Raw genomic sequence first — 25,996 nt, 5'->3', positions numbered from 1 at the left:
ACGGCGTCGCCACGTCACCGGGTCATCGGGTCATCGGGTCACCGCCAGGCAGTAGTCCTCGTCCGTCGCCAGCAGATTCCGGTGGGTGTCCTCGGCGACAACGACCCCCTCGTCCAGCACGAGCACCCGGTCCGCGGCGTCCAGCAGCGCCGGGCTGCTGGTGATCACGACGGTGGTACGGCCCCGGCGCAGCTTCGCGATGTTGCGCGCGACGAGTTGTTCGGTGACCGCGTCCACGGCCGTCGTCGGATCGTGCAGGACCAGGATCTCGCTGTCGGTGGCCAGGGCGCGGGCCAGGGACAGCCGTTGGCGCTGGCCCCCGGAGAGGTTCGCGCCCCGGTCCCGGACCGCGTAGTCGAGCCCGTCCCGGTGGAGGGCGACGACGTCGGTCAGCATGGACGCCTCGACGGCCTCGGGGATCATCCGGCTGGTGCCCGACGGGTCGATGTTCGTGCGGAGGGTGCCGGCGAAGATCTCCCCGTCGTACGGGTTGACCAGCATGTACTCGCGGACCGCCTCGATGGAAAGGTCCGAGAGCGCCTGCCCGCCGACGCGTACCACTCCCTCGTACGCGTGCGGCGGGACGTTGACGGCGAGGATCGACGCGAGGTCGGCCGCCGCGCGCGGCTGGTAGACGGCGATCGCCACGAACTCACCGGCGGGCACCGAGAACTTCAGCCGGTTCAGCGAGCCGTGCACCACGCAGTCGACCTCAAGGCCGCCGCCCGCCGCCGGGCGCTCCGGCCCCGGGGTGGTCAGCGGCGGCGCGGTCAGCACCAGCGCCATCCGGTCGGCCGAGGCGCGCGCCATCATCACGTACTTCGGCATCTCCGAGAACAGCTTGAGCGGTTCGATGATGAACTGCGCGAGGCCCACCGCCATGACCAGTTCACCGATGCTGATCTGCCCGCCGAACGCCAGCCAGCCGGCCGCCAGGGTCACCGCGCCGGCGAGGACCGCGTTGAGGGCGAGCGCGGTGCCCGCGTAGGCGCCGTTCACCCGGGCGACGGTGACCGCCTGGTGCTTCGCGTCCGAGCTGACCTTCCGGTACGACAGGAAGGCCGCGTGGTTGCCGCCGAAGCCGTGCAGCGGGCGCAGGCCGGTGATGAGGTCGGCGACCTTCGCGCCGGCGCGTGCCACCCGCGCCTGCTGTTCGCGGGTACTGGCGCCGATCCGCTTGGACATCACGGCCAGGACGGACAGGATCGCGACGGTTCCCGCGATCACCAGCAGACCGAGCCGGATGTCCGCCATGCCCAGCGCGACCGCCGTGACGAGCACCGCGACGAGCGAGCTGATCAGCAGCGGCACCACCTCGATGATGTCGGCGGTCTGGTCGGCGTCCTCGGTGGCGATGGTCAGCACCTCGCCGGACTTCAGATCGACGTCCCTGGCCACCGGTTGGAGTCCGCACTCCGCCACCCGTACCCGCCAGCGGTGCGCCTCGGTCGTGTTGGCCTTCTGCAACGTGCGCATCCCGAACCGCCACGACAGCGAGACGGTCGTGATGATCACGGCCAGTGCGGCGATCGACAGACCGAGTGCGCCGAGGCTGCGGTCCTGCATCGTGTGCTCGACGATCAGGCCGAGCGCGATGGGGAAGGCGGTCTCCCCCGCCTGGTACAGGCCCATGAGCCCGGTGCCCTTGGCCATGGCGCCGATGTTGCGGCGCAGCGCGGTCCGGAGGATGGCCGACCCTGGGGCGGGCCGCTTGGGGTCAGGAGTTTTCATCAAGATGGCGGGCAATCGCTTCCGGGGTTCGCAGGGTGAACAGGTCACGGATGGTGACCACAGGACCGTACTCGCGGCGGAGCATGCCGATCAGCCGCACCGCCAGCATGGAGTGCCCGCCGAGGGACACGAAGTCGCTCACCGCGCTCACCTCGTCGTCGTCCAGGTCCAGGGCCTCGGCGAAGAACTCGCACACCGAGGTCTCGGTCTCCGTCTCCGGGCCGCGCTCGGCGCCGGTGGTCAGCGCGCCCAGCGGTTTGGCCTCCGGCAGTGCCTTGGTGTCAGCCTTCCCGTTCACCGTCAGCGGGATGCCGTCGACCTCGGCGTAGTGCGTCGGGCGCAGGAAGTCCGGGAGGGCGGCGCCCACTTGGGCGGCGACCGTCGCCAGGTCGGCGCCGTCCAGGACGAGATAGGCGGCCAGTCGGTAGGCGCCGTCGACCTGCGGGTCGGGCTGGGCGACGGCTGCGGCGAACCGAACCGCCGGGTGCGCCGCGAACGCGGCCTCCACCTCGCCGAGTTCGACCCGGTGCCCGCGGATCTTGACCTGCTGGTCGGTACGGCCCAGATAGGTCAGATTGCCGTCGGGCCGCCGGACGACCAGGTCCCCGGTGCGGTACATGCGCTCGCCGGGTGCGCCGTACGGGCACGCGACGAAGCGGTGCGCGGTCTGGGCGCTCTGGCCGAGATAGCCGCGCGCGATGCCGACGCCCGAGACGTACAGCTCACCGGGGACACCGTCGGGCAGGGGCCGCAGCCATGGATCGAGTACGTACACGTCGGTGTTGTCGATCGCCACGCCCACCACGGGGTCCAGGCATTCGAAGGTGCCGACGCCCAGGGTGTTGATGGTGTACTCGGTCGGCCCGTACAGGTTGTAGCCGGCCGTGCCCTCGGTCTCGGCGAGCCGCTGCCACAGCCCGGGGGTGACGGCCTCGCCGCCCAACAGCACCAGCGCGGGCCGCCGTTCGGGATTGTCGAGCAGTCCCTCGGCCACCAGTTGCTGCGCGTAGGTCGGGGTCACGTTGATGACGTCGATGCCGTGATCGAGGCAGTACTCGACCAACCGGGGCGCGTCGCGGCGCAGTTCCTCGTCGCAGATGTGGACCTCGTGGCCGTCGGCGAGCCACAGCAGCTCCTCCCACGACATGTCGAACGCGAACGACACGGTGTGCGCGATCCGGAAGACCCGGTGGTCGTGCTCGGCCAACACCGGTTCGAAGATGCGCCGCTGATGGTTGATCAGCATGTTGGTGAGACCGGCGTACTCGGTGACCACGCCCTTGGGCTTTCCGGTCGAGCCGGAGGTGTAGATCGTGTACGCGGGGTGCCGCAGCCGGTCCGGGTCGCCCGGCGCGTGACTCCGGTACGGCTCGGCCGCCGGCAACGGGCGGTCCAGCTCGATCAGTTCACCGGTCAGCCGCGGTGACACGGCGCTCACGGTGAGGGTCACCGCGGGCCGGGCGTCCGCGACGATCGCGGCGATCCGCTCGTCCGGGTGGTCCAGCTCCAGGGGTACGTAGGCGGCGCCGACGCGCAGGACGGCGAACAGCGCCACGATCGAGTCGAGTGAACGCGGGATCGCGAGGCCCACGTTCGTCTCCGGGCCGATGCCCCGACCGGCGAGCACACCGGCCACCGCGCGGCTGCGGTCGCGAAGCTCCGCGAAGGTCATCGTCGAGCCGTGCGCGACGAGCGCGACCCGCTCCGGGTCACGGTCCGCCGCCCGGTCGAACCGGTCGACGACGGTGTCCGTGCCGACCTCCGTACGGCCTGCCGGCTCGGGCACCGGCCCCAGCCCCGGCAGCGCGCCGACCGGCCCGGTCGAGCGGGCCAGATCCTTCAGTACGCGCAGATAGTCGTCCAGGAGGCGGTGGGCGTTCGCGGGGTCGTCGTCGCGGTGTTCCAGCTTGACCGTGAGCCGGTCGCCGGGTGTGACGACCCAGGTGAACGGGTAGTGCGTGGAGTCGTCCGCCTGTACGGAGTCGATGCCGTGCCGGGCGTTCATCTCGGCGAGGGCGTCCAGGTCCAGGAAGTTCTGGAGCACGAACAGGTTGTCGAACAGGGTGGTGTGTCCGCTGGCGCGCTGGATCTCGCCGAGCCCCACGTGCTCGTGCTCCATCGCCTCGACCCTGGCCGTCTGGACGGCCGACAGATACGCGCCCACCGTGTCGTCGGGCCTCGCCCTGGTCCACTGGGGCACGGTGTTGAGGAGCACACCGACGATATCGCCCAGGCCCTCGCCCTCGCGGCCCGAGACGGTGACGCCGAACACGGCGTCGGCGCGGCCCGTGTGCGCCCCGAGGAGCAGACCGAACGCGCCGGTCAGTACCGAGTTCAGCGTGACGCCGTGCGTCCTGGCCGCCTCCCGCAGCAGGTCGGACAGTTCGACGGACATTGTCCGCACGAGCGCGCGCGGCAGGTCGTCCGACAGGACCGGCTCCGGTCCGGCGAGCAGCGTGGGCCCGGTCAGGCCGGACAGGTGCTCGGCCCAGAAGCGTTCCGATACGGCGGCGTCCTTGGCCGCGAGCGTCCGGGCGTGCTCCTCGAAGCTCGGCGTGGCCGGGACCGGGGCCGGGAGGTCGCCGGCGAGGACGGCCTCGTACGCGTCGAACAGGTCGCGCAGCAGGATCTCGCGGGACCAGCCGTCCCAGAGCAGCAGGTGGTAGCTGAGCAGCAGGCCGTCCCGGTCGTCCGGCAGCCGCACCACGGTCAGCCGGATCAGCGGCGGCCGGGCCGGGTCGAATCCGGTGTCCCGGTCCCGGGTGCGCAGCGCCTCGACCTCCGCGTCCGTGGCGAGCGCGACGGTGGTGACGTCGACGCGGCGGCCCGCCTTGAGGACCTGGACCGGGTTGCCGACGTCGTCGGTGCTGAAGCCGGCGCCCACGACGGGGTGGCGCGCGATCACGTACGTCATGGCCTCGGCGAGCGCGTCGGTGTTCAGGCGCCGGTCGAAGGTGAACCAGCTCTGCGCGACGTAGTGCCCGGCCGTGCCCGCCAGTTGGGCCTGGAAGAAGAGACCGCGCTGGAGGGGGGTGACAGGCGCCGTGCGCTCGGCGGTCGCGGCGGCGTCGGCGACGCGTGCGAGTGCGTGCCGCCAGTGCTCGGTGATCGTGTCGGGGATTCCGTCGGCGAGGGTGAAGGCCGCGTGCAGCGATCCGGTGGTGTCGTCGGTCCAGGCGTTGACCTCGACGGCGTACGGGCTGCCCTGGTCGCCGCCGGTGATCTGCGGGACATGGGACTCACCGCCCCGGCCGAGGTAGTTGAACAGCACCTGCGGGCGGGCGGTGAGCAGCGGCGCGGTCTGCGGGTTGAGATACCTGAGCCGTCCGTAGGCGACGTGTCCGGCCTCGTCCGGCTGCCGTTCGGCGATCTCACGCGCCGCCGCGACCGGGTCGGTGTGGGCGGTGAGCCGTACGGGCGCGATGGAGGTGAACCAGCCGACCGTACGGGTGTAGTCGTGGTGGTCGACGGCGGGGACCCGGCCGTGCCGTTCCAGTTCGACCACCAGGTCGGTGGGGGTGGACTGACTGAGTGTCAGGGCGGCGCGCAGCGCTCCGCACAGCAGCTCGGTGAGCCCCACGCCGAGCGCGGCGGGCGCGGTACGTGTCAGCCGGTCGCTGACGTCGGGCGGCAGGGCGACCGTGGTCTCACGCAGCCCCTCGACGGCGGGCAGCAGCGGTGGCGCCTGGAGGGTGGTGATCCAGTCTCCGAGGCCGTCGATCTCCTGGGTGGACCGGGACGCCAGCGCGTCCGCGTACTCGGCGTACGAGGTGGTCGGCGGCGGCAGGGCCGCGCCGCTCATGGCGGTGGCCAGGTCGTCCAGGACGACCAGCCACGACACGGCGTCGACGGCGATGTGGTGGACGGTGACGACCAGGGTCCGGCTCGCCTCCAGCCAGGAGAACGCGATGACGTCCCCGGACTCGGGATCGAGGCGTCCGGCGTCCTCGTTCGCCACGGCCGCCGGGTCGGTCCCGTCCGTGCGCCGGACGGTGATCCGGTGGGCGGGTTCGGTGCGCAGGGCCCATACGCCGTGCTCGGCGCGCAGCCGCAGGCGGAGCACCGGGTGCGCGGCCACGACGGCGTTCGCCGCGCGCTCGACGTCGGCGAAGCCGGTGCCTTCGGCGGGCACGACTGTTCTGGCCTGGGCGAACCGGGCGAGGGAGCCGCCGAGTTCACGCCTGCGCAGGATGATCGGTGTCGGTGTGAGGGGGCCGTCCTCGTGGCGGGCCGGCGCGGGCGCCGGGGCCTGCGGTGCGCGGGACGCCAGGTTCTCGGCGAGGGCGCGCGGGGTGCGGAACAGGAAGACGTCGCGGGGTGCGATCGGCAGTCCGAGGGCTCTGGCCCGGTTGATCACGGTGATGGCGACGATGCTGTCGCCCCCGGCCATGAAGAAGTCGGTGTCGGCGTCCACGTCGGCGCCGGTCAGGGTCTCGGCGAAGACGCCGACGAGCGCCGCCAGGGCGGCGTCCCGCGTGCGCGCCACCGGAAGCACCGCCGCAGCCGTGTCCGCGTCCGCGTGTACGTCAGGGCCGGCCGCGTGGTCGGCAGCGTCGTTGACCGCGTCGTTGGCGTCGGAGGCGTCCGCGCGGGCGGCCAGCGCCGCGCGGTCCAGCTTGCCGTTGACCGTCAGCGGCAGGGCGTCGGCGGGCAGTACCCGGCCCGGCACCATGTGCGCGGGCAGCTTCGTGGCCAGCAGTCCGGCGAAGTCGGTGGGCGCCCGGCCCACGACATGCGCGACGAGATGGTCGCCGCCGGCCGCCACGGTGACGGCCACGTCGACCACTCCGGCCAACTCCCGTACGGCGGACTCGACTTCGCCGAGTTCGATACGGAAGCCCTTGAGCTGCACCTGGTCGTCGGCGCGGCCGGCGAACTCCAGCTCACCGTCGAGTGTCCGGCGGGCGAGGTCACCCGTGTGGTACATGCGGGAGCCGTCGTCGGCGAACGGGTTCGCCACGAACCGGCCGGCGGTCAGGCCCGGCCTGCCCAGATAGCCGAGTGACACCTGGTCGCCGGCGACATAGATGGCGCCCACCCGGCCCGGTGGGACCGGCCGGAGCCGGTCGTCGAGCAGATAGGTGCTCAGGCCGGGTATCGGACCGCCGATGGGGCTGATGTCGTCACCGGCGCCGAAGGCGTCGTCGAAGTCGTCGTCGGTCAGCACCCGGTGGGTGACATGGACGGTGGTCTCGGTGATGCCGTACATGTTGACCAGTTCGGGGGCGCCGGTGCCGTGCCGCTCGACCCAGCCGCGCAGCCGGCCGAGGTCCAGCGCCTCACCGCCGAAGATGATGCGGCGCAGCGACGTGACGGGTTCTCCAGCGTGCCGGTCGGCCTCGATGAACTGGTAGAAGGCCGACGGGGTCTGGTTGAGCACGGTCACTCCGCGCTCGCGGACCAGCCGGTGGAAGTCGACGGGTGAGCGCGTCAGCCCGTACTCGGGCACCAGCAGTTCACCGCCGTGCGCCAGCGCGCCCCACAGCTCCCAGACCGCGAAGTCGAAGGAGAAGGAGTGGAATTGCACCCAGATGTCGTGCGGGCCGAAGTCCATGTCGGGGCGGGTGTTGGCGAGCAGCGCGACCACACTGGAGTGCGGGACGACGACACCCTTGGGGCGGCCGGTCGATCCGGACGTGTAGATCACATACGCGGGGTCGTGCGGGCCCGCTTCGGGACCCTCGGTCTCGGTCCGGGTCGTGTCCAGGGGCAGTTCCTCGCCCTGGACGAGAACGCGCGCCGATACGCCCGCCCGGGACAGCAGTGCGGTGAAGCGGTCGCGCTGACCGTGGTCCACGAGGACGACCTGCGGGGCGGCGTCGGCGAGGATGTACTCCAGGCGTTCGTCCGGGTACGCCAGGTCCAGTGGTACGTACGCGCCTCCGGCGGTGACCACCGCGACGAGGGCGACGACCTGCTCGACGGAGCGCGGGACGGCGACGGCGACCCGCTTGCCCGGCCCGACCCCGGCCGCGCGCAGGGTGGACGCCAACTGGCTCTTGGCGTCCGCCAGTTGGCCGTAGGTCAGGGACCGGGTCCCGCCGTCGAGGGCGCACTGGGTGACGGCGGTGGCCGCCGGGTCGCGCCGCGCGGCGGCGTCGAAGAGCCCGCCGAGGGTGCGGGGGGTGCTCGGCGCGGCGGACCGGCCGGTCCCGGCCGCCGGGTCGTCGGCCGGCCGGCCGGCCAGGTCCTTGACCGCTGCGTCGGGCCGGGTCAGCAGGCCGGTGAGGGTCCGGGTGAACGTGCCGAGGATCGCCCGCGCGCTCGTCTCACGCAGCAGCGCGCCGTCGTAGATCAGGTTGAAGCGCGGGCGGCCGTCGAGGCCGCGCTCCACGACCAGCGTCAACGGGTAGTGCGGGGCGCCTTCGTTGGTGATGTCGGCGATGACCAGCGTGTCGTCGGGGCCGCGCAGCGCGCCGAGATCGGTCGCGACGTCGAACACCACCAGGGTGTCGAACAGGGCGCCGACGCCCGCCTGGCGGCCGATCCTCGCGAGCGAGACATGCTGGTGCGGCAGGACGGCGCTCTGGTGTTCCCGCACGGCGGCGAGCAGGTCGCGGGCCGTGGTCGGACCGGCCCAACGGGCGCGTACGGGAATGGTGTTGATGAACAGACCGACCATGTCGGCGATGCCGGGCACATCGGCGTCGCGTCCGGACACGGTGGAGCCGAACACGACGTCCGTGCTGTGCAGGAGGCCGCCGAGGGTCAGCGCCCAGGCGCTGTGCACGGCCACGCTCAGGGGGACGCCGGCGGACCGGACGGCCGTGTCGATGTCGTCCTCGTCCGCGACGGCTGTGTCGGCGAACCGGTCGGACGGGGTGTGCCCCTCGGCCACGAGCGACGGTCCCGGCAGCTCGGCGAGTTCACCGCGCCAGACCCGGTCGCTCTCGTCGGCGTCACGTTCGGCCAGCCAGTGCAGATAGTCGGAGAAGCCGCCGGGCGCGTACACGGAGTCCGGCGCGTGGTACTCCGCCAGCAGGGCGCGCAGCATCGGCGGCACCGACCAGCCGTCGGCGATGATGTGGTGCACGGTCTGTATGAGGACATGCCGGCCGGAGCCGGCCCGGACGAGGGTGTAGCGCATCAGCGGGCCGGTGGCCAGGTCGAACCCGGCGCGACGGTCCCGCTCGGCGAGGTCGCGGATCTCGTCGTCGGTGATGCCGGGGCGGTCCAGCGTGCGGAAGGGTGCCTCCGCACCGCTCTCCAGGACGGAGACCACCCGGCCGTCGGCGAGGGCGGTGAACCGCGCGGCCAGGTTCGGGAACAGCGTCAGCAGCCGGGTGGCCGCCGCCGCGAGCCGGCCGGCGTCCACCTCGCCGTCCAGTGTGAGGAGTTGCTGCTCGACGTAGCTGCCGGCCGAGTCGTCGTCGAAGACCGAGTGGAAGTACAGGCCTTCCTGCAACGGTGTCAGCGGCAGGATGTCGCGCAGCCGCGGTCCGTCGAGTCCGTCGACGTCGGTCTGGGTGAGCGGTACCAGTCCGAAGTCACTGGGCGAGTGGCCCCCCTGGTCGAGTGCGGCCAGACCGGTCAGGGCGGCCCGGAAGTACTCGCCGAGCGTGGTGATGTCGTCGTCGGTGAACATCCCGTCGGGCCAGGAGACCGTGGTGACCAGCTCGTACTCACCGGTGGTGGCGGCGGGTTCGGCGATCGCGTTGAACTCCAGGGCGCGCGGCAGGCGCATCCTCGGATCCCGCTTCTCGCCCAACTGCCCCGTGGAGGCGGTGAGTTGCCAGTCGCCGGCGGCGCCCGCGTCGAAGCGGCCCAGATAGTTGAAGAGCACCTGGGGTGCGGGCGCGTCGAACTCGGCGTGGGCCAGATGGCGCAGGGCGCCGTAGGAGACGCCGTTGTCCGGTATCTGGGCGAGGTCTTCCTTGACCGCCTTGAGCGCGGCGGCGAGATACTCGGGCGCGGTGAGGTCGGCCGCGGCGCCGGGGTCCACGGTCACGGGGAACAGGGTGGTGAACCAGCCGACGGTGCGCGACAGTTCGGGCTCGAACCCGGCGCTGCCCGCGACGAACCGCCCCTCCCGGCCGTGGCCTTCGAGTTCGATGTGGGCATGGGTCTGGTCCTGCCCGAGTGCCCGGCGCCACCGGGCGAGGGCGACGGCGAGCGCGGTCAGCAGTACGTCGTTGACGCCCGCGTGGAACTTCGCCGGGATCTCGCCCAGCAGCGCGGCCGTCGCCTCCGGGCCGACGGCGACGGTACGCGTCCGCTCCCCCGCGACGGTGTCGGTCTCGGACAGGGCGCGCCTGCCGACCGGCAGGTCCACGCCGCCGGGCAGCGGTCGCCGGTAGGCGGAGCTGTCCGCGTCGTACGCGGCCCGCTCCAGCAGCTGCGTCCAGCGGCGGAACGAGGTGCCCACCGGGGGCAGCTCGACCGGCGCGCCCGAGCTGAACTGCCGCCAGGCGGTGGCCAGATCGTCCATCAGGACGCGCCAGGACACTCCGTCGATCACCACATGGTGGACGGCCAGGACCAGTTGGCGTGCCTCGCGGCGCCAGACGGCGCGCAGCATCACTCCGTTGTCGGGGTCCAGCGCCTCGGTGGCGAGCGCGACGCACTCGTCCAGCGGCCGGTCGCTCTCCCGTCCGAGCGCGGCGGACTGTTCCCCCTCCGGGGCGGGCGGGATGTCGAAGCTCCAGCGGTCACCGCGTACCAGCTTGGCGCGCAGCATGTCGTGCCGCCGGGTCACGGCGGTGAGGATCGTGTCGAGGGCGTCGGTGGTGAGGCCGGCCGGGGTGTTCAGTACGACCGACTGGACGAAGCCGTCGATCGCGTCGGTGGTCTCGCCGAGCCACTGCACGACGGGCGACCCCACGACCTTCCCCGTCGCGACGTCGCGATGGTCCACGGTGGAGACGTCCTCGCGGCTCGCCACCGCCGCCAGCGCCCCCACGACGCTGTTGGTGAAGATCTGCCGGGTCGTGACGTAGAGGCCCGCGTCCCGCAACGCGCTGAGCAGTGAGATGGCCAGGATGCTGTCTCCGCCGAGGCGCAGGAAGTCCTGGTTGACACCCACCTCTTCCAGGCCGAGCACGGCGGCGACCACCGCGCAGACGACGCGCTCGTTCTCGGTGGTGGGCGGGAGGATCGGACCGGTCCCGAGGACGGGCTCCGGCAGCGCGGCCCGGTCGAGCTTGCCGTTCGCGGTGAGCGGGAATTCCGTCAGTACGACGGTGTGGGCGGGCACCATGTACTCGACCATGTGCTCGGCGGCCCACGCCTTGACCTGGTCGGCCCGCAGGTCCTCGTGCCCGGCGGCGGGGATCACATAGCCCACCAGATAGGTGCCGCCGGCCGCGTTCTTCTTCGCGACGACACAGCTGTGGCGGACGCCGGGGTGCTCCGCGAGTCCGGCCTCGACGTCCTCGATCTCCAGCCGCATGCCGCGGATCTTGATCTGGTTGTCGGCGCGGCCGAGGAAGTCCAGCGAACCGTCCGGGGCGAACCGGGCGAGGTCACCGGTCCGGTACAGCCGCGAGCCGTCGTCGGCGAACGGGTTCGCCACGAAGCGGGAGGCGGTCAGGCCGGGCGCGTTGACGTAGCCGCGTCCGAGGAGGAACCCGCCCGCGTACAGTTCGCCGCCGACGCCGACCGGGACCGGCCGCAACTCCTCGTCCAGTACGTAGAGTTGGGTGTTGGGGTTGGCCTTGCCGATCGAGGTGGAGAGACGTTCGGCCGCGCCCCGGTAGATGACGTGCGAGACGCCGATCGTCGTCTCGGCGGGGCCGTAGCCGTGGTAGAGCGGGATGTCGAGTTTGGTGCGGTAGCGCTCGTACAGCTCCGGGGTCAGTACCTCGCCGCCGCACCACACGTGCCGCAGGCTGTCGAGGCGTCCGGAGTCGCCCGCCATCTCCAGCAGGACGTCCAGCATGGACGACACGAGGTAGGTGAAGGTGACGCGCTGTTCGGCGATCACGCCGAGCAGATGGTGCGGATCGCGTTCGCCGCCGGGCCGCAGGACCACCAGCCTGCCGCCGGACACCAGGGGCAGGAAGATCTCGTTGATGGAGATGTCGAAGGACAGCGGTGCCTTGAAGAGCGACGCGTCGTCGTGGCCGAAGCCCAGGATCTCCTCGACCTGCCACAGCAGTCGCTCGCTGATGGCCTCGTGCCGGATCATCGCGCCCTTGGGCCGCCCGGTGGAGCCTGAGGTGAAGATGACATACGCCAGGGCGGTGCCGGGGGTGGATATCCCGGTCCCGGTGCCGGGGTAGGACCCGAACTTCCAGTCGCCGAGGTCGACGGCCTCGGCGTCCGGCTCGCCAGGGCCGGGCTCACCGCTGGAGTTGAGCTGGAGGACGACCCGGGCGTCCTCGATGACGACGGCGCGGCGCGCGGCGGGCCACTGCGGATCGAGCGGTACGAAGGCGCAGCCGGCCTGGAGTACGGCGAGGAGCCCGACGACCATGTCGGCGGAGCGACCGAGGGAGATGCCGACGACCTGTTCGGAGCCGAGGCCGCGCTCGATCAGCCGGTGTGCCAACTGGCTGGAGAGTTCGGCGACCTGACGGTAGGTCAGGGAGCGGTGTTCGTCGACGACGGCGACGGCGTCCGGCCGGTTCCCGGCCTGCTCGCGGAACATCTCCACCACGGTCGGGCGGACCCGGTCGGCCGTGGTGTCGTTCCACCGGGCCAGGTCTTCGAGCCGCGCCGCCTCGCCGGAGGGGCTGATGGTGCCGATGGGCCGGTCGGGGAAGTCGGCCAGGTCGTCCAGCGCGAGTTGCGCGTCGGCCGGGGTGACGTCCTCCGGTACGGCGATGCGCCAGCCGTCCGCGCCGTCCGCCTCGACCTCCCAACTGCCGGGCCCGGCACCGCCGTTGTCGACCCATCCGAGGACATCGGCGAACAGGGTGCCGGGGACGAGCTCGATGCCCTCCGGGCTCCGGCCGGTCGCCCAGTACGACAGCCCGACGGCGCAGGCTTCGGCGACGGTCCGGTCGGAGTAGTCACCGGCCCGCCGGCGTACGTCGGCCACACGGGTGGGAGAAAGCAGTACGAGACGAGCGCTCGGTTCCATCATCGAAGACTCAGCATCCCTTCCAGGCATGAAAGTTAGCCTAACCTAAATTAACTTAGGTTTGCCTAACTACCCTCTCGCCACGCCTGCCACAGACGCGCGTACCGGCCACCCAGGGCCACCAACTCGTCATGGGTTCCGCGCTCCACCACACGCCCCGCGTCCAGTACGGCGATCCGGTCCGCCGCCATCGCCTGTGTCAGCCGGTGCGCCACGAACAGCGTGGTCCGGCCGGCACACGCGGCCAGCACGGCGCGCTCCAGCTCCGCCGCGCCCTCGCTGCCCGCCTCCGCGGTGGACTCGTCGAGCACCACCACCGGCGACCGGGCCAACACCAGCCGGGCCAGGGCGACCTGGGCGACCTTCGTCACATCCAGCCGCTCACCGCCCTCGCCGACCATGGTGTTCAGCCCCTCGGGCAGCGCCTCGACCCACTCGTGGGCGCCCACCGTGCGCAGCGCGTCGGCGAGTTCGGCGTCGGTCGCCTCCGGCGCCGCGAGCCGCAGATCGTCGGCGAGCGGACCGGAGAACACATGGGTCTCCTGCGTCAGGATGCTCACCAGGGCGCGCGCCCCGGCCTCGTCGAGACCGGCGAGATCGTGCGATCCGATCCGTACCGAACCGGCCTGCGGGGTGCCGATGCCGGCGATCAGCGCGGCCAGCGTCGACTTGCCCGCGCCCGTCGCCCCCACGAGGGCGAGCGAACCGCCCGCCGGAATCGTCAGGTCGACGTCCCTGAGGACCGGTTCGTCGGTGTCGGGATAGCTGAACGTCAGCCCCTCCACCGTCACGGGGTACGGCGCGGCCTCGGCGGCCGTGACGGACCGGTCGCCCACCAGCCGGTCCTCGGCGTCCTCCCCCAGCACCCCGACCAGCCGGGTCAAGCTGGCGCCCGACTTCTGCGCCTCGTCGAAGGTGAACATGATGGCGCCCAGCGGGGTGAACAGCCGGTGGAACATCAGCGGGGCCGCCGACACCTCGCCGAGGCTGGCGGCGTCGGCCTCCAACAGGGCGTAACCCACCAGGAGGATGAGGACGAGGCCGATGAACTCGGCGCGGTTCTCCCTGCCGACGAACCGGCCGAAGAACCGGAAGACCTCGATGCCGAGATTCCGCACCCGCCACGACTCGCGGGTGACGGTCTCGCGTACGGACTCCTCCAGGCGGTACGCCCGTACGGTGTCGATCCCGTTCAGTCCGCTGATCAGCGCCTGTGCCCGGTCGGCCTGGGCGATCCGCTGTCTGCGGTAGAGCGGGGCGGAGCGCGGGAGATACCAGCGCAGCGCCAGCGCGTACGCGGGCAGCGCGCCCGCGCCCGCCAGACCGAGCCGCCAGTCCAGTCCGAACATGCCGACCGTGGCGATGAAGACCAGTACGCCCGCCGAGAAGACGGTGGGGATGGCCGTACGGATGCCCTTGGACAGCACGGCCACATCGTCACCGACCCGGGACAGCACATCGCCCCGGCCGACCTGCTCGATACGTGCGCTGGGCATCGCCAGCACCGCCCGGACGGCGCGTTCCCGCAGCTGAGCGAGGAGTTCCGCGCCGAGGCGCCCGATCAGATACGTCGACGCGGCGGTGGCCGCCGCGCCGAGCAGCGCGGCGGCCCCCATCAGTACGGCGACGGTGACCAGGACCGAGCGCGGCTCGCCCTCGACCACCCCGTCGACCACCTGCCCGAGCAGCAGCACCGGAAGCACCTGGAGCGCCGCTCCGGCCACCGTGGTCAGGACGGTGGCGAGCGTCAGCCACGGGGCCTCGCGGCAGTGCGCCACGACCCACCGGGTGGCCTCGCGCCCGGTCGCCGTACGCAGGGTCGCCGCCGGGGCGGGGCGGATGTCGGTGGCGCTCACCCGGCGGCCCCTGCGGGCCGTGGACGACGACGGGAGTGGGGGCGGGACGGGCTGATCACCATCGTCATCTCTAACTTGGCCGATCTACTTGGCTACTTGGCCGACTTGACGAGTTCGTCGATCGCGTACGGCAGGGACGGCAGGGTGCCCTGGGACATGGCCGCGCCGACGGCCGGGCCCTCGCTGTCCAGCAGGTAGGAGACCTTCCCGTTCTTGACCGCGGGCAGGTTGGCGAAGAGTTCGGACTTCTTCAACGCCTCGGTGTCCGCCTTGTCGTTGACGACGAAGATGCGGTCGACGTCGATCAAGTCGATGCGCTCGGGGGACAGTTCGGTGGAGAAGCCGCCGTCCGCGATCTCGTCGATCTTGGTCTGGTACTTGAATCCGGCGCCGGTCACCAACTGCCCGCGTACGTCGGTCGAGGTGAACGGGGCGATCGAGTCCTTGTACCAGGAGATGACGACCGCGGTCTGGTCGGCGAACTCGGGGTTCGCCTTCTTGGCCGCGTCGAGCTTCTCCTGAATGCCCGCCACCTGCTTGGCGCCCTCGTCCTCCTGGCCGAGCGCCTTGGCGATCTGCACCGCGTTGTCCTGCCAGGGAGCGCTGAAGGGCTCCTTCTCGGCCTTGGTGCGGCCCACCGTCGGGGCGATCTTGGAGAGCTTGTCGTAGGCGGCCTGGTCGACCTCGGAGTAGACCGCGATGATCAGATCCGGGCGCAGGGCGGCGATCTTCTCGTAGTTGGGGCCCGAGTCGCCGTTCTTCATGATGACGTCGGGGCGGGCGTCGCCCCACTTGTCCTTCACCCAGGGCCACTGGGTGTTGATGTCGGGCGTCTTGCCCGCCGGGTTCGGGTACTGGTCGACCATGCCGACCGGCTTGACGCCCAGCGCGAGAACGGCCTGGTCGTCGGTGTAGCCGACGGTGACGACCCGCTTGGGGGCCTTCGTCACCTTCGTGGATCCGAACGCGTGCTCCACGGTGACGGGGAACGCCCCGGAGGAGGCAGCGGGGGCGTCGTCGCTCGACTCGTCCGCCGAGTCGGAGCCACAGCCCGCGAGGAGGCCGACGCCGAGCGCCGCGGCGGACAGTGCCGCCGCCGGCCGCCGCCATGCCTTCACGAGCGTCGTTCTATGGAGAAGCATCCGTCAGTCCCTTGCATTCGCGCTGTCCGCTGCACCCTTGTCTTAGGGCAGCCAAACCTTAACCTGCGTAAGTGAGGTTAGCCTAGCCTAACCTGTGAAATCCCTTTACCGAACCTTGGTTTGAACCGGGACCGGGCGCCGCGACCGGGTGCCGCGACCCGGAGTCGGGCAGCGGAAAGCGGGCCGACTAGACGTGCGTACGGCCGAGCGGCACGATGATCGGGCTGTTGCCCACCGGGGCGTCGATCACCTGGGCGCGCAGCCCGAACGCCTCGTACAGCAGCTCGGCGGTGATCACGTCACGCGGATGCCCCTGCGCCAGGATCGACCCCTCGCGCATCACGATCAGGTTGTCGCTGTAGCGCGTCGCCAGATTGAGGTCGTGCAGCACCATGACGACGGTGCGCCCCGACTCGTGCAGATCGTCCACCAGGTCGAGCACGTCGACCGCGTGGGCCAGGTCCAGATAGGTGGTCGGCTCGTCCAGCAGCAGCAGGTCGGTGCCCTGAGCCAGCGTCATCGATATCCAGACGCGCTGGCGCTGCCCGCCGGACAGCGAGTCGACCGGGCGGTCCGCCAGATCGGCGACCCCGGTCATGGCCAGCGCGCGCTCCACGACATCGGCGTCGTCCGACGACCACTGGCGCAGCCAACTCTGGTGCGGATGGCGGCCCCTGGCGACCAGGTCGGCCACCGTCAGCCCCTCGGGCGCGACCGGCGCCTGCGGCAGCAGACCCAGCTTCTTCGCCACATCCCTGGTCCTGAGCCCGGCGATGTCCTCACCGTCGAGCACGACCGTGCCCCTGGCCGGCTTGAGAAGCCGCGTCAGGGTGCGCAACAGGGTCGACTTCCCACAGCCGTTGGGGCCGATGATCGTGGTGATCACCCCCGGCGGGATCGACACGTCCAGGCCGTCGATGACGGTCCGGCCCGCGTATCCGACCGTGACACCTCTGGCCGCCAGCCGCGCGGCGCCGTCGGCGCCGGACCGGGTCGTGGACCCGGCCTCGGACACGACCTCCGACGCGGTGTCGTCATCGGTCCCGGACTCGATCTCGGTGATGGACTGAGCGGCCACAAGCCCCCCTTATTAGGTTTGCCTAACCTTTTTATCATCTATCTGTCTGCCGGAGGTTCCCCCGTACGAGCAGATAGACGAGGAAGGGCCCGCCGATCGCGGCGGTGACCACACCGACGGGGAGCGTGATCGGCAGCCCCGCGCGCGCCACCAGGTCCGCGCCGATCAGCAGCGCCGCGCCCAGCAGGCCGGAGGCCGTCAACGGCGGTGTCGGACACCGCAGCAGACGCATCGCCACCTGCGGCGCCACCAGCGCGACGAACGCGACCGGGCCGGCCACGCTCACCGCCACCGCCGCCAGCAGGACGGCGCACAGCAGCAGGACCGCCCGTACGGCCGCGTACCGCACCCCCAGCCCCGCGGCGATCTCGTCGCCGAGGTGCATCGGCTTGAACTGGAAGGCGGCGCCCGTGACGACGACCAGCAGGACGAGCGTGCACCACAGCGCCACCCGGACGTCGTCCCACGAGCGGTTGTCCAGCGAGCCGACCAGCCACACCTGGGCGCGCGCCACGTCCCGGATGTCGGCCTTGACCAGCAGCCAGGTGGTGATCGCCTGCATCACCGCGCTCACCGAGATGCCGATGAGGATGAGGCGCATGCCGTCGATCCCGCGCCGCCAGGCCAGGAAGTAGACCAGCAGTCCGGTGAGGAGACCGCCGGCGAGCGCCGCCGCCGACATGCCCACGGAGTTGACCACCGCCGTGGTGGTCCCGCCGGAGACCGTCACCAGGAACACCGCGACCGCGCCGGCGCCCCAGGTGATCCCCAGAATCTCCGGGCTGGCCAGCGGATTGCGCGCGACGGACTGCGTGATCGCACCGGACACCCCCAGGGCGATCCCGACGACGAGACCGGCGAGGGCGCGCGGCAGCCGCAGATCCATGATCACGAACTCGTCGACCTGCTCGCCCTGGCCGAGGAGCGTGGTGACCACCTGGGGCAGCCCGATGGGGAAGTCGCCGACCCCGATGGACACGCAGAACAGCAGGAAGGTGCCGGCCGTCAGCAGCACCGTGACCAGGACGGGCCAGGGCCGCCAGACGAAGGACATCCCGCCGAGCCGTACGCCCGGCGACAGCGCCACCGGGGGCTTCGCGCGCTTCACATCTGTCTCGTTCATGCGCTCTTGAACTTTCCTCGCCACACCAGGGCCGCGAAGAACGGGGCGCCGATGAGGGCGACGACGACGCCCGAGTCCAACTCGCCCGGCCGCACCACCAGTCGGCCCACGATGTCGCAGACCAGCAGGACGACGGCGCCGAGCAGACCCGCGTACGGCACCAGCCAGCGGTAGTCCGGCCCGGTCAGATACCGGGCGATGTGGGCCACCATCAGCCCGAGGAAGGCGATGGGGCCGCACGCCGCCGTCGCGGCGCCCGCCAGCAGGGTGATGGCGACGATGCCGATGGTCCGGCTGCGCACGATGTTCACCCCGAGGCCCCGCGCCACGTCGTCACCGAGGTTGAGCAGGTTGAGGGCGGGCAGCGTGATCAGCGCCAGGATCAGACCGACCGCGACGAACGCGGTCACCGGCCAGATGACGTCGAAGCCGACACCGGCCACGGAACCGGAGTTCCAGAACCGCAGCGCGTTCAGCGACTTTACGTCCGACAGCGAGACGGCCGTCGTCATCGCCCCGAGGAACACCGTGACTCCCTGCCCGGCGAGCGCCAGCGTCAGCGGATTGCCCGCCCCCCGGCCGATACTCGCGAGGCCGAACACGACGACACCGGCGGCTCCCGCGCCGAGGAAGGCGAACCAGACGTACTGGAACGGGCTGGTGAATCCGAACAGGGCGATCACCGTCACCACCGCGAACGAGGCGCCGGCGTTCACCCCCAACAGGCCCGTGTCCGCTATCGGGTTGCGCGTGAAGCCCTGGATCAGCGCCCCGCCGGCCCCGAGGGCGATGCCCGCCACGACGGCGAGCACCGTCCGGGGTATCCGCACGGTCCGCACGATGAGCCTGATCTCGGTGAGCCGCTGATCAGGGTCCGGCGGCCCGGACAGCCCGTGCCACACGTCCGCCGGACTCAACGCGCGCGCGCCGACGGCCAGCGACACCGCTCCCGCGATCACGAGGACCACCATCAGCGCGCCCACGCCCATCACCCGCCGCCGACGGGTGTCTGTCGTGCCCCTGGGCAGAGGGCGTTCCAATGCAGTCGTGCTCATGTCGACGTACGTTATCCCTTTGATCTACGCGGGAAGCATGGCCGGTCGGGCGTCGTACGCCCCCTGTCCGGGCCCGGGGCGCTGTCGTCGGACAGACGTCACACAGTGGTCTGCCGGGCCTCGCCCGAGGCGGCCTTGGCACCCCGGTCGAGCAGCGAGTCGAGGATCTCGCCGACCCGGATCGCGGTGTTGGACAGCAGGGACGAGGTGATGCCGTGCGTGTGCTCCGTACCGCCCTGGAGATAGATGCCGCAGCGCAGTTCGTCGTCGGTCGCGATCCGGTAGTCGCGTTCGACCCGGACGCGGCCCCCTTCGTCGCGCAGGCAGCGCTCGCCGACATCGCCGAGGAGGCCGACGGGGTCGGCCTGGTGGTAGCCGGTGGCGAACACCACGACGTCAGCGTCCAGGAAGGTCTCCTCGCCGGTGACGAGGGACTTCACCGTGGCACGGGCCTTGTCCGGCGTCTCCTTGACGTCGACGAGCCTGGAGACGTTGATGAAGCGCAGCCGCTCGGTGCCGAGGACCTTCTCCTGGTAGCTCTGCCGGTACAGGTCGTCGATCAGGTCGATGTCCACCACGGAGTAGTTGGTGTTCCCGTGATAGTCCATCAGCCGGTTCTTGACGTCGTCGGGCGCGGCGAAGTACTGGTCGACCGCCTCGGGGTCGAAGATCCGGTTGGCGAAACCGCTGTCGTCGGCGGGGCTGTAGCCGTAGCGGGAGAAGACCGCGCAGACCTCGGCCTCCGGGAAGCGGCGGTGCAGATACGCGACGTTCTCGGCGGCGCTCTGGCCGGCGCCCACGACGACGAACCGGGAGGGCGAGGTGCCCGCCAACCCGTCGACCTTCTTGAGCAGTTCGGAGTTGTGCCAGACGCGGTCGCCGCGCTCGACGCCCGCGGGCAGCTGGGGGCGCAGCCCGGTGCCGATGACGAGGTTGCGGGCCCGGTGGACCACGAGCCCCTCGCCGGACCGTACGGTCACGTCCAGGTACTCCACGGTCCCGTCGTCCTGACGGACCGGTGTGACGCCGACGACCTCGTGGCCGTACGAGACCATGTCGTCGACCTTGGCCGCGGCCCACTCGAAGTAGTCGTGGAACTCGACCCGGAGCGGGAAGAGGTTCTTGTGGTTGATGAAGTCGATCAGGCGGCCCTTGCTCTGGAGGTAGCAGAGGAAGCTGAACTCACTGGTCGGGTTCCGGAGCGTCACGAGGTCCTTGAGGAAGGACACCTGCATGGTCGCGTCGTCGATCAGCATGCCCCGGTGCCAGCCGAAGCGCGGTTGCTGCTCGAAGAAGTGGGCGGTGACGGACTCCTGCCTGCCGACGCGCGCGTTGTGCTCGGTGACCGCGATCGACATGGCCACATTGGACGGCCCGAAGCCGATGCCTATGAGGTCGTAGACCGGTGCTGCGTCGCCAGGAAGAACCTGTGACATGTCACTCCCATTCATACGGGGAAGCCGCCTGTCGGGTGCGGGGGGCAAGGTGCGGAGGGCGGGCACGCCGACAGGGCAGCCCGCCCGAACTTAGGTGAGCCTAAGCTAATCCCTTGCGGCTGTCGATAGGGCCCCCCGACACCGGGCGCCGCCCGACTGGGGTATCGCGAGGGCGAGTTGCAAACTAAGGTAAGCCTTGCTTAACTCTCCCTCGGTCCATCCCTGCTCTGAGGAGGAACCCCATGCGGGTCGTCATGTTCGGTTACCAGACCTGGGGCCATCGCACCCTGCAAGCCCTCCTGGACTCCGAGCACGACGTGGTGCTGGTGGTGACACACCCCAAGAGCGAGCACGCGTACGAGAAGATCTGGAGCGACTCCGTCGCCGATCTCGCCGAGGAGCACGACGTCCCGGTGCTGATCCGCAACCGCCCGGACGACGAGGAGCTGTTCGAGCGCCTCAAGGCGGCCGATCCGGACATCATCGTGGCCAACAACTGGCGTACGTGGATACCGCCGCGCATCTTCGGTCTGCCGCGCCACGGCACCCTCAACGTGCACGACTCGCTGCTGCCGAAGTACGCCGGTTTCTCGCCGCTGATCTGGGCCCTGATCAACGGGGAGTCCGAAGTGGGCGTCACCGCGCACTTGATGGACGACGAGCTGGACGCCGGCGACATCGTCCGGCAGGAGGCCGTCCCGGTCGGCCCGACGGACACCGCCACGGATCTCTTCCACAAGACCGTCGACCTCATCGCCCCCGTCACCATCGGCGCGCTCGGCCTCATCGCCGCCGGACAGACGGAGTTCACCAAGCAGGACCGCTCGCAGGCGACGTTCTTCCACAAGCGGGCCACCGAGGACATCCGCATCGACTGGTCCTGGCCGGCGGAGGACCTCGAACGCCTGGTGCGCGCGCAGTCGGAGCCGTACCCCAGCGCCTTCACCTTCCACAAGGGCAAGCGACTCGAGGTGCTGGCCGCCGTGGTGTCCGAGGGGCGTTACGGCGGTACGCCCGGCCGCGTCTTCTACCGCGAGGGCGACGGCGTGGTCATCGTCGCCGGCGCCGACGCGCGCACCGGCCGCAACCGGGGCCTGGCCATCACCCGTGTACGTACCGAGGACGGCCGGGAGCTGCCCGCGACGGAGTACTTCACCTCCATGGGCGGCTATCTCACGACCACCTCCGCCTGACGCCGAAGCGTCGCGGCCCCCGGGCGGGGGCCGCGACGTCGGATCGCTCCCGGCGCACGAGGCGGCTTAGGAGGCGGGGAACCGTCCGCAGAGCCAGTTGCCCGGTTCCACCGGGTCGTCGCTCATCCAGTACTGACGCCACAGCACCGCGAACTCCTCGCGGCTGAGGTGCCCGTCACCGTTGAGGTCGAGCAGTTCGAAGACGCCCGTCATGTCCATGGACCGGCCGTTCCAGGTCTCGACGAGCCTGCGGTGCTCCTCCGGGGATATGACACCGTCGCCGTCGGAGTCCACGGCGTCGAAGACGGTGTCGGCGGTCGCGGAGACATCCGCGACCATGGCGGGCAACTTGTCGACGAGCGCGAGCAGTTCACCCAGGTCGACCGCGCCGTCCCCGTTCGCGTCGCCGGTCTCCAGCAGCGCCGCCCACCAGCCCATCAGCAGCGTCTCCACCCGCGTCCGCAGCTCCGTCCCGGGCGCCACCGCGGGCAGCAGGCTCCAGCGGGCGACGAGCGCCCTGAAGTCCTCCTCGCGCAGATAGCCGTCGCTGTCCGCGTCGAACGCGGCGAACATCCCCTTGAGCTTGCGCTCCTGAAAAGCACTGGCCATGCGCGGGCCTCCCTTGAGGTGACGGACGGCCCCGACTATAGATTCGGACACGCCCACGCAACTACGGGCACATGTGAACGAAGGGTCACCCCTCCGGAGACCGGAGTTCGGCGATCACCCAAAGGAGTGATCAGCGAACTGCCATCTGTCGCAACGGAGAAGCGTTTTGTAGCGTCTGACCTTCCAGGGGAAGGGGGGTTCGATGAACGCACAGTCGGAGTGGGGCGCACGCGGTGCCTGCCGGGGCGTCGACCCGGACACCCTGTTCGTACAGGGCCAGGAGCAGAACAAGGCGAAGTCCGTGTGTCTGGGCTGTCAGGTGCGCACCGAGTGCCTGGCCCACGCCTTGGACAACCGTGAGGAGTTCGGCGTCTGGGGCGGTATGACCGAACGCGAACGCCGGGCGCTGCTACGGCGGAGACCGACCGTCACGTCCTGGCGGCGCCTGCTGGAGACGGCGCGGGACGAACACGAACAGCCCGACGACGGCGAGGGCCTGCGACTGCCCAGCGGCTTCTAGGCGAACGCCGCTTGGCGCAGATGCTCCGCGAGTGCGGCGGTGGCCGTCCCCGGGGTACGGGCGCTCTTCGCGCCCCAGGCCAGCAGATGGAGCCGGCGCGCCCAGGTGTCCGCCAGTTCGCAGACGTCGAGCGGCAGCTGCGGGTCGACGGTGCGGCGGGGTACGACGGCGAGGCCGACCCCGGCGGCGGCCAGGCCGACGAGGGTGTTCAGACCGGCGACCGTGGTGCGGTAGCGCACGACCGGGGCGTGCGGGCCGACGTTCTTCTCGATCCAGCCGCGTAGCGAGGAGTTGGCGTCGAGTCCGACGAGAGGGTGCTCGGCGACCTCGCTGTACGTCAGACCGGGGCGGCCCGTCCGCCCGGCCAGGATCCCGCCGGCCTGGCCGATCACCACGAGGGAGTCGTCACCGAGAGGCTCCATGTCGAGGCCGCAGTCGCGGGCCTCCTCATCGTCAATGACGATCCCCAGATCGGCCTCGCCCTCGGTCAGCGTCCGCACGGTCTGCGGGGTGCGGCTCTCGGAGACGTGGACGTCGACGTCCGGATGCGCGCGGAGGAACGAGACCAGGGCCTGTGGCACGAAGCCCTGCATGGCGGAGCCGCCGCCCAGCAGGGTCAGCGGGGCGGCCGGGGACCGGGTGTAGCTCGCGACGGCGCTCTCCAGCCGGGCCGTCTGGGCGAGGACGTCGCGAGCGTGGCGCGCCAGGGTCGTACCGGCCGGGGTGGGGCGTACGCCCCGGCGCCCGCGGATCAGCAGGGCGACACCGGCGGTGTGCTCCAGCGCGCGCACCCGTGCGCTGGCCGACGGCAGGCTCAGATGGACGCGGCGGGCACCCCCGGTGATCGACCCCTCCGCGAGGATGTCGAGAAAGAGCCGCAGATCGTCCAGGTCGTAGCGCATTCGTCCCAGCCTAAGGCACAGCCTTAGGCTGGGTACAGAAATGACGCATTGTGCGCCCACCGGGCGCGGGGCGATGCTCGGCGGGTGCCCGACATCGCGCTCGTTCTGCTCGCCGGCGCCGTCGCCGGAACGATGAACGCCATCGGCGGCGGGGGTACGTTCGTGGCGCTGCCCGCGCTGGTCGCGGCCGGCCTCTCCCCCGTCGCGGCGAACGCGTCGTCGACCGTGGCCCTCGCGCCCGGCTCCGTGACCAGTGCGTGGGTGTACCGACGCGAACTCGCCCCGGTCGGCGAGACGTCGGCCTCGGCGCTGACCGCGACCAGCCTGCTCGGCGGCGCGCTCGGCGCGGGCCTGCTGCTGCTCCTGCCGAGCGCGTCGTTCGACGCCGCCGTGCCCTGGCTGCTCGCCTTCGCGACCCTGGTCCTCGCCTTCGGGCGTCGTCTCACCCGTGCGCTGAACGCGGCGACGGGCCGTTCGGACGGGGCCGGCATGAGTTCACGGGCCGTCCTGGTCGCGCAGTTCCTGCTCGCCGTGTACGGCGGATACTTCGGCGGGGCCATAGGCATCATGCTGCTGGCGGTATGGAGCATCGGCCTCGGTCTCGACACCGCGGCGAGCAACCCGATGCGGATCGCCCAGGTCTCGGCCGTCAATCTCAGCGCGACCGCGCTGTTCCTCGTGGCCTCGGACGCGCTGCGCACTCCGCTCGTGCTGGTGACGATGCTGGCCGGCGCGGTGGCGGGCGGCTTCGTCGGGGCCCACCTCGCGCGCCGTCTCCCGGCCCGGCTGCTGCGCGGCACCATCCTGACCATCGCCGTCACGATGACCGTCCTGTACTTCCTGCGTGCCGCGAAGGGAGGCTGACATGGCCGAGGGGGGCGGGGGCTCGGGAGCGCCGTACCCGGACCCGGACCCGGACCCGGACCCGGACACTGGCAACGGCACGGTGCGGGCGCGGCTGGAGGTGGCGTTCGCGGCGTACGAACTGGCCGAACTCGCCCGCACGGCCGTCCCGGTCGCACCCGGCGGCGCGGGCTCGCCACTGGCCGACGCCATTCAAGTCCTGGCCGCCGCGCACCGGTTCTACGAGGCGGCGGCCAGATTCGAGCGTGTCCGGGAGGACGGGGCCGCCGCGTCCGCCGACCCCCGCGGCGAGGCGAGTTGGTGGCAGTCGTACCTGACCGTGGCGCCGCTCGAAGCGGCACGCGATCTGGACGACTGGGTACTGCGCCACGGGGACGGGGACCCCGATCGCGGCACCGCGCCGGTGTCCGGCGCTCTCTTCCGCCGGACCGGCGGGTGATGGGCCGCGGCGGCGGTCATCGGTTCACCGTCGCGCCGGCTCGCGCGACCGCGCGATCCGCAGGACGACCTTGCCGCTCAGGCCCGGCTCGGTGAGCCGTTTCGCCGCGTCCTCGGCCGCCGTGAGATCGAAGACCGAGTCGACCACCGTCCTGACGTGGTGCCCGCCCAGCAGGCGGGGGAGGGCGGTACGCAAGTGAGCCACCAGGGCGTGGAGTTCACCGGCGTCGCGGCCCCGGAAGGTCGTGCCGATCAGACGTAGTCGGCGAGCGGCCAGCAGTTCGAGGTCGATCCGGGCGTGGTCGCCGGCGAGCCGTCCGATCTGCACGATCCTGGCCGACGGGGCCGCCGCGCCCATCAGTTCGCCGAACCGCGCGCCTCCGACATGGTCGAGACAGATGTCGTAGGCGTCGGGCCCGAGGGCGTCCGCGATGCCCTCGGCGCTCGTGTCAACCACGCGGTCGGCGCCCAAGGACCGCAGCAGCGCGACCTTGGCGGCGCTGCGCGTGGTGGCGATGACCGCGCCGGCGCCGAGCGCGCGGGCGAGTTGGACACCGACGAGACCGACGCCGCTCGTGGCGCCGGTGATCAGGACACGATCGGCGGGCCGGATCCGGGCACTCGCGGTCAGAGCGTCGTACTCGGTGAGCAGAGCGCTCGGCAGACCCGCGGCGTCGGTGGGGTCGACGGTTTCGGGTACGGGCAGCAGAAGCCGGTGATCGACGGCCACCAACTCGGCGCAGGCGCCACCGGTCTGAGCCATCACGAACTGTCCCGGCGCGAAGCCGGTCACACGAGACCCGATCGCGCGCACCCGCCCGGCCATCTCGAACCCCACCCGGTCCGCCGGCACGTTCCAGTCGGCGCCGGTGGGTACGTAACGCCCTTGCCGCATCAGCAGATCGGCATGATTCAGCCCGGCGGCGGCCACCTCCACCAGGACGTCGTGCGGACCGATACCGGGCGCCGGAAGTTCGACGACCGTCCACCGGGAGCTTCGGCTGTCGGTAACGAGTGCGCGCATGC

15 protein-coding genes are annotated in these 25,996 nt (G+C 71.3%); 4 read left to right on the top strand and 11 right to left on the bottom strand.

Annotation, left to right across the window (positions count from 1 at the left end):
- Window positions 1–30: 30 nt before the first annotated feature.
- The 8 genes from ACFYNU_RS24160 to ACFYNU_RS24125 all read right to left on the bottom strand — a co-directional run bounded on the left by ACFYNU_RS24160 (window position 31) and on the right by ACFYNU_RS24125 (window position 20,444).
- Complete coding sequence (locus ACFYNU_RS24160) at window positions 31–1,731, bottom strand: ABC transporter ATP-binding protein (RefSeq protein WP_356585254.1); 1,701 nt, start codon at window positions 1,729–1,731, stop codon at window positions 31–33.
- A complete protein-coding gene (locus ACFYNU_RS24155) occupies window positions 1,718–12,757 on the bottom strand; it encodes an amino acid adenylation domain-containing protein (protein WP_356585253.1) in 11,040 nt (3,679 codons plus the stop codon). Before ACFYNU_RS24155 ends, ACFYNU_RS24160 begins: the two co-directional genes overlap by 14 nt.
- A gap of 62 nt (window positions 12,758–12,819) precedes the next feature.
- Window positions 12,820–14,610: an ABC transporter ATP-binding protein gene (locus ACFYNU_RS24150; protein ID WP_356585252.1), complete on the bottom strand. Its 1,791-nt coding sequence runs from the start codon at window positions 14,608–14,610 to the stop codon at window positions 12,820–12,822.
- Between the two features lie 92 nt (window positions 14,611–14,702).
- Window positions 14,703–15,752 carry an iron-siderophore ABC transporter substrate-binding protein gene (locus ACFYNU_RS24145; protein WP_356585251.1) on the bottom strand — a complete coding sequence of 350 codons (1,050 nt, stop codon included), beginning with the start codon at window positions 15,750–15,752 and terminating at the stop codon, window positions 14,703–14,705.
- Window positions 15,753–15,939: 187 nt separating this feature from the next.
- Window positions 15,940–16,767, bottom strand: coding sequence for an ABC transporter ATP-binding protein (locus ACFYNU_RS24140; RefSeq protein ID WP_356585409.1), 828 nt, complete (start codon window positions 16,765–16,767; stop codon window positions 15,940–15,942).
- A 97-nt stretch (window positions 16,768–16,864) separates the two neighbouring features.
- Window positions 16,865–17,953 (bottom strand): iron chelate uptake ABC transporter family permease subunit, encoded by a 1,089-nt coding sequence (locus ACFYNU_RS24135; RefSeq protein ID WP_356585250.1) that lies wholly within the window; start codon window positions 17,951–17,953, stop codon window positions 16,865–16,867.
- Window positions 17,950–19,008, bottom strand: a complete 1,059-nt coding sequence (locus tag ACFYNU_RS24130; protein ID WP_356585249.1) for an iron ABC transporter permease — start codon at window positions 19,006–19,008, stop codon at window positions 17,950–17,952. The genes ACFYNU_RS24135 and ACFYNU_RS24130 overlap by 4 nt, the downstream gene beginning before the upstream one ends.
- Window positions 19,009–19,106: 98 nt before the next feature.
- Window positions 19,107–20,444: a SidA/IucD/PvdA family monooxygenase gene (locus ACFYNU_RS24125; protein ID WP_356585248.1), complete on the bottom strand. Its 1,338-nt coding sequence runs from the start codon at window positions 20,442–20,444 to the stop codon at window positions 19,107–19,109.
- 242 nt (window positions 20,445–20,686) lie between these two features.
- Here ACFYNU_RS24125 and ACFYNU_RS24120 point away from each other — a divergent pair, with 242 nt between their 5' ends.
- Window positions 20,687–21,637: a methionyl-tRNA formyltransferase gene (locus ACFYNU_RS24120; protein ID WP_356585247.1), complete on the top strand. Its 951-nt coding sequence runs from the start codon at window positions 20,687–20,689 to the stop codon at window positions 21,635–21,637.
- Between the two features lie 66 nt (window positions 21,638–21,703).
- Here ACFYNU_RS24120 and ACFYNU_RS24115 read toward each other — a convergent pair whose 3' ends face one another.
- Window positions 21,704–22,246, bottom strand: a complete 543-nt coding sequence (locus ACFYNU_RS24115) for an EF-hand domain-containing protein (RefSeq protein WP_356585246.1) — start codon at window positions 22,244–22,246, stop codon at window positions 21,704–21,706.
- A gap of 202 nt (window positions 22,247–22,448) precedes the next feature.
- Here ACFYNU_RS24115 and ACFYNU_RS24110 point away from each other — a divergent pair, with 202 nt between their 5' ends.
- A complete protein-coding gene (locus ACFYNU_RS24110) occupies window positions 22,449–22,766 on the top strand; it encodes a WhiB family transcriptional regulator (protein ID WP_356585245.1) in 318 nt (105 codons plus the stop codon).
- Here the strand turns inward: ACFYNU_RS24110 and ACFYNU_RS24105 are convergent.
- Window positions 22,763–23,668, bottom strand: coding sequence for a LysR family transcriptional regulator (locus ACFYNU_RS24105; RefSeq protein WP_356585244.1), 906 nt, complete (start codon window positions 23,666–23,668; stop codon window positions 22,763–22,765). The genes ACFYNU_RS24110 and ACFYNU_RS24105 overlap by 4 nt on opposite strands.
- 84 nt (window positions 23,669–23,752) lie before the next feature.
- On the opposite strand from ACFYNU_RS24105, the gene ACFYNU_RS24100 reads away from it, so the two are divergent.
- Entirely contained in the window at window positions 23,753–24,532 is a 780-nt protein-coding gene (locus ACFYNU_RS24100; protein ID WP_356585243.1) for a sulfite exporter TauE/SafE family protein, read from the top strand.
- 1 nt (window position 24,533) lies between these two features.
- Window positions 24,534–24,971, top strand: coding sequence for a hypothetical protein (locus ACFYNU_RS24095; protein ID WP_356585242.1), 438 nt, complete (start codon window positions 24,534–24,536; stop codon window positions 24,969–24,971).
- Between the two features lie 24 nt (window positions 24,972–24,995).
- Here ACFYNU_RS24095 and ACFYNU_RS24090 read toward each other — a convergent pair whose 3' ends face one another.
- The gene (locus ACFYNU_RS24090) at window positions 24,996–25,994 is read right to left on the bottom strand and encodes a zinc-binding dehydrogenase (RefSeq protein ID WP_356585241.1); all 999 of its coding nucleotides are present in this window, start codon (window positions 25,992–25,994) and stop codon (window positions 24,996–24,998) included.
- Window positions 25,995–25,996 lie beyond the last annotated feature (2 nt).

It is taken from the genome of Streptomyces sp. NPDC006643, assembly GCF_042870175.1.
Classification (GTDB): Bacteria; Actinomycetota; Actinomycetes; order Streptomycetales; family Streptomycetaceae; genus Streptomyces.
The sequence above is the reverse complement of the archived record's forward strand: the minus strand, read 5'-3'. Positions and strand labels throughout refer to the sequence as shown.